Consider the following 8,054-nt stretch of genomic DNA (forward strand, 5'->3'; position numbering starts at 1 on the left):
CTACGGCTACTCCCAGGGCGGTATGGCCTCCGCCGGTGCGGCCGAACTGCATCCGAGCTACGCCCCGGATCTCAACGTGCGCGGCGCCTACGTCGGCGGGCCGGTCGTCGACGACCAGTACTTCGTCGGCTACAACGACGGTCGCGCCGCCGCCGCACCCACCCACGCCTGGATCCTCAACGGCATGGCCGCGTCCTATCCGCAGGTGCGGCCGGTGCTCGACGCCGAACTCAACGACACGGGCAAGGCGATCCTGCGGGATTCGGAAAGCAAGTGCGCCATGCCCGTCGGGATGGCGCAGAACCATCCGCACACCGCGCAGTGGACCAGCAGCGGTCAGCCGCTGACGGCGGTGATCGACCGGAATCCGGTGCTGCGGGCGGCCTTCGCCGAACAGCGTGTCGGCTCGCTCACCCCGTCGGCACCCGTGCTGATCGCGTCGGCGAAAAACGATGAGGGCGCGCCGTTTCCGCCGATCCATGCCACCGCTGCCGACTGGTGCGGCGGCGGTGCGGCGGTGCAACTGGAGGCGAACTCCTCGATTCCGCCGATGACCGGCCTGGCCGGCACCCATGTGCTGGCGTTCTTCCCGGCGCTGGATGCCTCCCAGCAGTGGATCACCGACCGGCTCGCCGGCAGGCCCGCACCGTCGAACTGCGGCGCCCTGCCCTGACGCCGCACCAACGCGTTGCCGGCTTCGGCGCGGCCCCGACCCGCGTCGAAGCCATCGCCGTATATGCCAAGGACCAACCGAAGGAGCCTGCGATCAGCCAGCACCGGAAAACCGGCCACCGCGGCCGAGGGCGATCGGCGGTGTCGCGGCCGCATATCGTCGTCGACCGAGTCGAGATCGTCACCGTGCACGGGACGCTCGCCTTGCGCTTCTCCGACACCGCGGGCCGGCCGTACTCGGTCGTCTTCCCAGCCGAATTCGCCGCCAATGCCCTCGGGCCGCTGCGCTCGGCGATCCTCGAGGCCGAGGAAGCCTATTGGACGCTGGTGCCCGCGCTGGTGCGTTCCTTCGGCAGCAAGGAGCCGAGCGTCGTCGCCGAACGCATGGCGGCCTGGCATCGTGAGCAGGGCTGGGATCAGGTCGTCGAGTTCGCGACCGCCGACGACCCCACCGCGGTCACGCTGCTGACCCACGCCGGGCACGTCGGCATCTGCGCCGACCCGCCGTATACCGGGGAGCCGCTGCTGGCCATCTTCGACCCGCTGCAATTGCGCCGCATCGAACCCGGCCTGGTGTCGGCACTCGGCCAGGCGCTGCGCGAACAGGGCACCAGGCATTGGAGCCAGCGCGTTCGCGCTGCTCGCCGGCACATCGAGGGCCGCCAGTGGATCATCCCCGGCGACTATTGCGATCCGGCCCCCGACGCCGCCGCGGCTCATATGCGGGAACGCTACGTCGAATACCTGCGCCGTGCGCCGGTCAACCCTGGGTCGTGAGCCGGGCCTTCCCGCGCTACTGCTCGCGGGTGTAGGACATGATCACCCGCAGCACCAGATCCACGCGCAGTTCCCGTGCCTCGTCGCTGTCGGGTTCCATCAGGCACTGCACCGTGGTGCCGTCGTGCACCGCGATCAGCGCGCGTCCCAGCGCCTTCGGGTCGGTGACGGTGCGGCCGACCCGGTTCAGCAGTGTCTGCACCACCGGCAGCAGCGCGCCGATGATCGACTCCTCCCGGGCGACCATCAGGTCCCGCAGCTCCGGGTTGCGCAGGGCGTGCGCGGTCACCTCGAGGCTGATGCGCTGCCACTTGTCGTCCATCGGCACCGCGCGCAGCACATGCTCGACGACCTCGCGCACATTGCGGACATCGGTGACCGGGTCCTCCCGCAGCACCGCCGTCACATCGGCCAGCAACTGCGCCGACTGCTGCTCCCACATCGCCAGGAACAGCTCATCCATGGTGGTGAACTGGGAATAGAACGCGCCGCGGGTGTAGCCGGCACGTTCGCAGATGTGGTCGGGTTTGGTGCGGCCGAAGCCTTGTTCGGCGAAGACCTCGTAGGCCGCGTCGAGCAGGCGCTGCCGGGTTTCCGCGCGCCGCTTGGTCACTCGGCGGCCGGTGGGCCGGTGCCCGTTCTTCGCCGTCGCGTCGACGTCGTCGGTGGTTGCCACGTCGTTTCCTATCTGTCCGGGTGTGCAGACGGCTCGATGCGTGCTGATGAGGTCTGTTCGGCTGTGCACGCGTCGCCCGCAGGTCGGCGCGGCTCCGTCGCTGCCCCGATGGATAAAGTATCAAGGTCGAATCCACGGTTCCGCTGAAGAGTGTATCCAATGTAAATATGAATCGGATGCGCTAATGTATTCCTGGTGGATTCGTCGAGCTTCGCGGCACTGATGCCGGTCGGCCTGGGTGCGGTCATGTTCGGCCTCGGCCTCACGCTCACCGTCGCGGACTTCGCACTGGTGCTCCGATATCCGAAAGCGGCATTGCTCGCACTGTGTTGCCAATTGCTGATCCTGCCGCTGGTCTGCCTCGGTCTCGTGCTGAGCTTCGATCTGAATGGCGCGCTCGCGGTCGGCATGATGTTGCTCGCGGCCTCGCCCGGTGGTATCGCCGCGAACCTGTTCAGCCATCTCGCGGGCGGAGACGTGGCCCTGAACATCACGCTGACCGCGGTGAATTCGGTGATCTCGGTATTCACGATGCCGGTCGTCATCGCGGTGTCGATGCGGCATTTCCTCGCCTCCGAGGCCGCGGTGGGACTGCAGTTCGGCAAGCTCGCCCAGGTGATCGCGATCGTGCTGGTACCGGTCGCGCTCGGCATGTTGGCTCGGGCCCGGTATCCAGGGTGGGCGATGCGCTCGAAGAAGGCCGTCACGCTCGGTTCCGTGGCGGTATTGGTCGCGGTCATCGCCGCGGCGGTTGTCACGGAGTTCGACACGTTGGTCGAGCAGGGCTTGCGACTGCTGCCCGCGACGTTGCTGCTCTCGGTCTGCAGCCTGAGTATCGGCTATCTGGTGCCGCGGCTGTTTCGGGTGCACCGCGGACAGGCCATTGCCTCGGCGATGGAGATCGGCATTCACAACGCGACGATTGCCATCGCCGTGGCGACGTCGGTGCTCGCCGATCAGGTGATGGCAATCCCTGGAGCGATATACGGGCTGGTGATGTTCGGTCCCGCCGCCATCGCGGCTGCTGTTTTCCGCCGAACCGGCCGTGGGCCGGAACCGGTGCCGACGGCCGTTGTGACCGGAGAAGCGCCGTGAGCGGCGGGGGAGACGGCGATTGGTGCTGGCTCCGGCGGTCGCCGGTGCTTAGGTTGGAACGCAGGCGATGGGCGGTCCAGTGAACGCCGACCGTCGATGCGACTACGCGAAGGATCGATATGACAAACAACAGTCCTGACTCTGCGTTCGACGCCGAGGTGATCGTGGTCGGTGCGGGGCTGGCCGGACTGGTCGCGACCTATGAACTGGTCAAGGCAGGCCGGCGGGTGCTGGTGCTGGACCAGGAGAACCGCAACAACCTCGGCGGCCAGGCGTTCTGGTCACTGGGTGGACTGTTCTTCGTCGACAGCCCCGAACAGCGTCGCCTCGGTATCAAGGATTCCTACGAACTCGCGCTGCAGGATTGGATGGGTTCGGCCGGCTTCGACCGTGCGGACGAGGACCACTGGGCCCGCCAGTGGGCCCGCGAATATGTGCGCTTCGCCGCCACCGAGAAGCGGGATTACCTGCATGCGCTCGGGCTGCGGGTGACGCCGCTGGTCGGCTGGGCCGAACGCGGCGGAGCCGGTGCCGACGGGCACGGCAATTCCGTGCCCCGGTTCCACATCACCTGGGGTACCGGCCCCGAGGTGGTGCGGGTGTTCGCCGAGCCGGTGCTGGAGGGTGAGCGAAAGGGTTTGGTCCGCTTCGCGTTCCGGCATCGTGTGGATGAGTTGGTCGTCGAGGACGGCGCCGTCACCGGTGTACGCGGCAGTGTGCTGGAGCCGACCGATCTCGAGCGCGGCAAGGCGTCCTCGCGGACCGTGGTCGGCGAGTTCGACTTGCGCGCGAAAGCAGTGGTCGTCACCTCCGGCGGGATCGGGCACAACCATGAGCTGATCCGCAAGAACTGGCCGGCCGATCGGCTGGGTCCGTGCCCGAAGACGATGATCTCCGGTGTGCCCGCGCATGTGGACGGCCGCATGCTCGGTATCAGCGAGGCCGCGGGCGGCGCCATCGTCAACCGGGACCGCATGTGGCACTACACCGAGGGCATCATCAACTGGGATCCCATCTGGCCCGACCACGCCATCCGCATCATTCCCGGCCCGTCCTCGCTGTGGTTCGACGCCAACGGAAAGCGCCTGCCCGCACCGTGTTTCCCCGGTTTCGACACCAACACCACCATGAAGGCGATCCTGGCCACCGGCCACGACTACTCCTGGTTCGTGCTCACCCAGTCGATCATCGAGAAGGAGTTCGCGCTCTCCGGTTCGGAGCAGAATCCCGATATCACCGGCAAGGACATGAAGCTCACGCTCAAGAGCCGGGTCGCCAAGGGCGCGCCGGGTCCGGTGGAGGCGTTCAAGCAGCACGGCGCCGATTTCGTCGTCGCCGATACGCTGCGTGAGCTCGTCGATGGCATGAACAAGATCGCGCGCGGTCCCCAGCTCGACTACGACGACCTCGAACGCCAGATCGTGGCCCGCGACCGCGAAGTGGCCAACAAGTACTCCAAAGACGCTCAGCTGATGGCGATCACCAACGCCCGCCAGTACTTCGGCGACAAGGCGGGCCGTGTCGCCAAACCCCACCGCATCCTCGATCCGGCCGCGGGCCCGCTGATCGCGGTCCGGCTCAACATCCTCACTCGCAAGACCCTCGGCGGCTTGCAGACCGACCTGAAATCGCGCGTCATGCGCCCGGACGGCGAGCCGCTGCCCGGCCTCTACGCCGCCGGTGAGGTCGCCGGGTTCGGCGGTGGCGGGGTGCACGGGTACAACGCGCTCGAAGGCACATTCCTCGGCGGGTGCATCTTCTCCGGCCGCGCGGCCGGCCGCGCCATCGCCGCCGAACTGGGCTGACCGGAGGTGGGGTTCCGCCGTCGACCGTTGGTCACGGCGGAACCTTCGGCGGTCGACATCTCGGATCGAATACAAATCTGAATCGGATGCGATAATGTATCTCCGCGTAGGTATCGCGGAGGAGGTCCGATGAGGGAATTCGACATTGTCGTCCGAGGTGGCGAGTGCTTCGACGGGACCGGGGCGCCGCCCGTTCGCGCCGATATCGGCATTGCCGGCGGCCGAGTGGCGGCGGTCGGCACCGGGCTGCCGGACGGGCGGACGACGATCGACGCCACCGGAAAATGGGTGATACCTGGCCTGATCGATGTGCACACCCACTACGACGCCGAGGTGCTGTTCAACCCGGGGCTTGGGGAGTCGGCCCGGCACGGCGTGACCACGGTGATCATGGGTAACTGCTCGCTGTCGACGGTGTACGCCGGAGCCGAGGATTGCGCCGATCTGTTCGCCCGCGTCGAGGCCCTGCCCTGGGACATCGTGCACGACGCGGTGGCCGAGCACAAGAGCTGGAACGACCCGTCGAGCTATGTCGCGGCACTGCTGCAACAGCCGCTCGGCGTCAACGTGGCCGCCTTCCTCGGGCACTCCGACATCCGGGTGGCCGTCATGGGGTTGGAACGGGCCAGCTCCGACGAGGTCGTGCCAGATCCATGGGAATTGGTGCGGATGCGGGAAATGCTCGAATCCGCACTGGCCGAAGGGTTCGTCGGGCTGTCGACGATCCGCAGTTCGTACTCGAAGCTCGACGGTAAGCGCTATCCGGGCAGGCAACTGCCGTCGACTTACGCCCGATGGCCGGAATTCGCCTCCCTCAACGAGATCCTGCGCGACTACGGACGAATCCACCAGAGCACGCCGAATCTGACCAAGCGCGCCGAGATCGTCCGCTACTTCACGCAGAGCGTCGGCCGGGCGCTGCGGCGCAAACCGCTGAAGACCTCGATGATCACCGCGGCCGATATCAAGGCCGACCGCACGCTCGTCCACATCACCACCGCGGCCGCCGCGATGTTCAACCAGGTGCTCGGTGCCGACTACCGCTGGCAGCATCTGCCCGTTCCCTTCGCGGTCTACGCCGATGGGTTCGAAGTGCTGGTGTTCGAAGAGCTGGGGTCCGGCGTGGCCGCGCTCAATATCCGCGATCTGGTCGAGCGTCACGAATTCCTCACCGACGAGGGGTTCCGGCGCGCATTCCGCCGGGACATGGCCAAGCGGTACGGCTCGCGGGTATGGCACCGCGATCTGAACGACGCTCGCGTCGTCGATTGCCCCGACCGGAGCCTGATCGGGCGGTCCTTCGCCGATATCGCCGCCGAACGCGGCCTCGTGCCGGCTGATGTCCTGCTGGATCTGATCGCCCTGCACGGCAAGTCGCTGCGCTGGCACACCACGGTCGCCAACGATCGAGAAGCCGTGCTCGACAAGCTGGCCCGCTCGCCCCATGTGCAGATGGGGTTCTCCGATTCCGGCGCCCATGTGCGCAATATGGCGTACTTCAACATGGGCATCCGATTGCTCGAACGGGCACACAAACAGGGATTCATGCCCGTCGAGCAGGCGGTCCACCGGCTCACCGGCGAGTTGGCGCAGTGGTACGGCCTGGACGCGGGCACCGTCGCCTCGGGCGCCCGCGCCGACATCGCGGTGATCGACCCGGCCGGATTCGACGGCAGTAGTGCCGGCTACCACGAGGCCCCGATGCCCGGGGCCGGACTCTCGCGCATGGTCAACCGCAACGACGCCGCAGTGGCCGCGACGATCGTCGGCGGGACCGTGGTGTACGAGGACGGCGAGTTCGTCCCGGGTTTCGGTACCGACCTGCGTGCCGGAACCTTCCTGCGCGCGTCCTCGGCATCGGCGAGCTCCGGCGTCGCTGTCCGCTGAGTTGGCCGGTCGGGGGTCCGCGGACCGTCCCCGCCGAACTGCCGCCCTGCGCTGCGGCCCAGTCGGTCGCGGCACCGGTGTCGGGCTCGGTGTCGGCGCCGAAGAATGAATTCCAATGTGAATCGGATTTGATTCTGTATCGGATGTGATACTGTTTGCCGCGCCTCGCTCGGCGGGGAAATGTGAAGTGCCTCCGATAGGGACGGTAGGAAAGAATGCTGAAGAAGGCCTGGCGGTTCTGTCTGCGCGGCGCCGTCGTAGTACTGCCCGCGGTGATGATCGCCGGCATGGTGTCGGCTCCGCCGGTGGCCGCGGTTCCCGACGGCGGGCCTGCGGCGGCCCGATGGCTGGCCGATTACGAGGCCGCACCGAAATACCCTGCGGTGCATATCGATTGGGACGTCCCGATCACGATGAGCGATGGCACGGTGTTGAAGGCGAACGTGTATCGCCCGGCCGACGCCAACGGCCCGGTCAGCGAGCCGCTGCCGACCGTCGTCAACATCACGCCCTATACCAAGCTCATGCAGAATCTCATCGATTCCGCGATCGCGACGCCGGTGCTCTACGACGTGCTCGTACGTCTGGCGAAAATGGTCGACCTGTCCGCCTTCGGTTTCCAGGGGCTGTCGGACCTGCTGCAAACCGTGCCGGCGGGAATGGGCCGCATCTTCGCGGGTGTGGATCGCAAGCTGATCCAGAGCGGCTACACCATGGTGGTGGTCGATGCCAGGGGAACCGGCTTCTCCCAAGGCGTGTGGGATGTTTTCGGCCCGCGTGAGCAGAAGGACGCCGCCGAGATCGTGGATTGGGCGGGTGCCCAGCCGTGGTCGACCGGCAAAGTCGGGATGACGGGCGTGTCGTACTGTGCGATCAACCAGCTGCATGCCGCGCAGCAGGGGCCCGAATCGCTGGCCGCGATCTTCCCCGTGGATCCCGGAAACGACCTGCTACACGACATCGCCAATACCGGCGGGGCGTTCGGCGCGGGCTTCCTCGCGCCCTGGTTGGCGAATGTCAACATGACGAAGCTTCTTCCCGACCTCGTTTCCATTTTCAGTGGCAAGTTCGACTGGAAGTGGTTCGACGACCGAGTGACCAGCCCGCTGGTCATGATCGACGCGTTGTTCGGGTATCTGCTG

At 67.0% G+C, this 8,054-nt stretch carries 7 protein-coding genes; 6 read left to right on the forward strand and 1 reads right to left on the reverse strand.

The features are described from left to right. Together RJ05_RS06115 and RJ05_RS06120 are read left to right on the forward strand one after the other, a co-directional pair. A partial coding sequence (locus tag RJ05_RS06115) for a lipase family protein (RefSeq protein WP_036534129.1) occupies positions 1-673 on the forward strand: 673 nt, incomplete at its 5' end. A gap of 140 nt (positions 674-813) precedes the next feature. After that, positions 814-1,449, forward strand: a complete 636-nt coding sequence (locus tag RJ05_RS06120; RefSeq protein WP_138445757.1) for a hypothetical protein — start codon at positions 814-816, stop codon at positions 1,447-1,449. 16 nt (positions 1,450-1,465) lie between these two features. Here RJ05_RS06120 and RJ05_RS06125 read toward each other — a convergent pair whose 3' ends face one another. Then, positions 1,466-2,125, reverse strand: a complete 660-nt coding sequence (locus RJ05_RS06125; protein ID WP_051016288.1) for a TetR/AcrR family transcriptional regulator — start codon at positions 2,123-2,125, stop codon at positions 1,466-1,468. Between the two features lie 195 nt (positions 2,126-2,320). Here RJ05_RS06125 and RJ05_RS06130 point away from each other — a divergent pair, with 195 nt between their 5' ends. The 4 genes from RJ05_RS06130 to RJ05_RS06145 form a co-directional block, all read left to right on the forward strand. Then, entirely contained in the window at positions 2,321-3,220 is a 900-nt protein-coding gene (locus RJ05_RS06130; protein WP_036534135.1) for a bile acid:sodium symporter family protein, read from the forward strand. Between the two features lie 119 nt (positions 3,221-3,339). Further along, positions 3,340-5,025: an FAD-binding dehydrogenase gene (locus RJ05_RS06135; protein ID WP_036534138.1), complete on the forward strand. Its 1,686-nt coding sequence runs from the start codon at positions 3,340-3,342 to the stop codon at positions 5,023-5,025. Between the two features lie 129 nt (positions 5,026-5,154). Continuing rightward, positions 5,155-6,912 (forward strand): N-acyl-D-amino-acid deacylase family protein, encoded by a 1,758-nt coding sequence (locus RJ05_RS06140; protein WP_036534141.1) that lies wholly within the window; start codon positions 5,155-5,157, stop codon positions 6,910-6,912. A 215-nt stretch (positions 6,913-7,127) separates the two neighbouring features. After that, positions 7,128-8,054, forward strand: a 927-nt coding sequence (locus RJ05_RS06145; protein WP_036534143.1) for a CocE/NonD family hydrolase, incomplete at its 3' end; no start/stop codon positions are given.

This window comes from Nocardia cyriacigeorgica NBRC 100375 (assembly GCF_000308555.1).
Taxonomy (GTDB): Bacteria; Actinomycetota; Actinomycetes; order Mycobacteriales; family Mycobacteriaceae; genus Nocardia; species Nocardia cyriacigeorgica.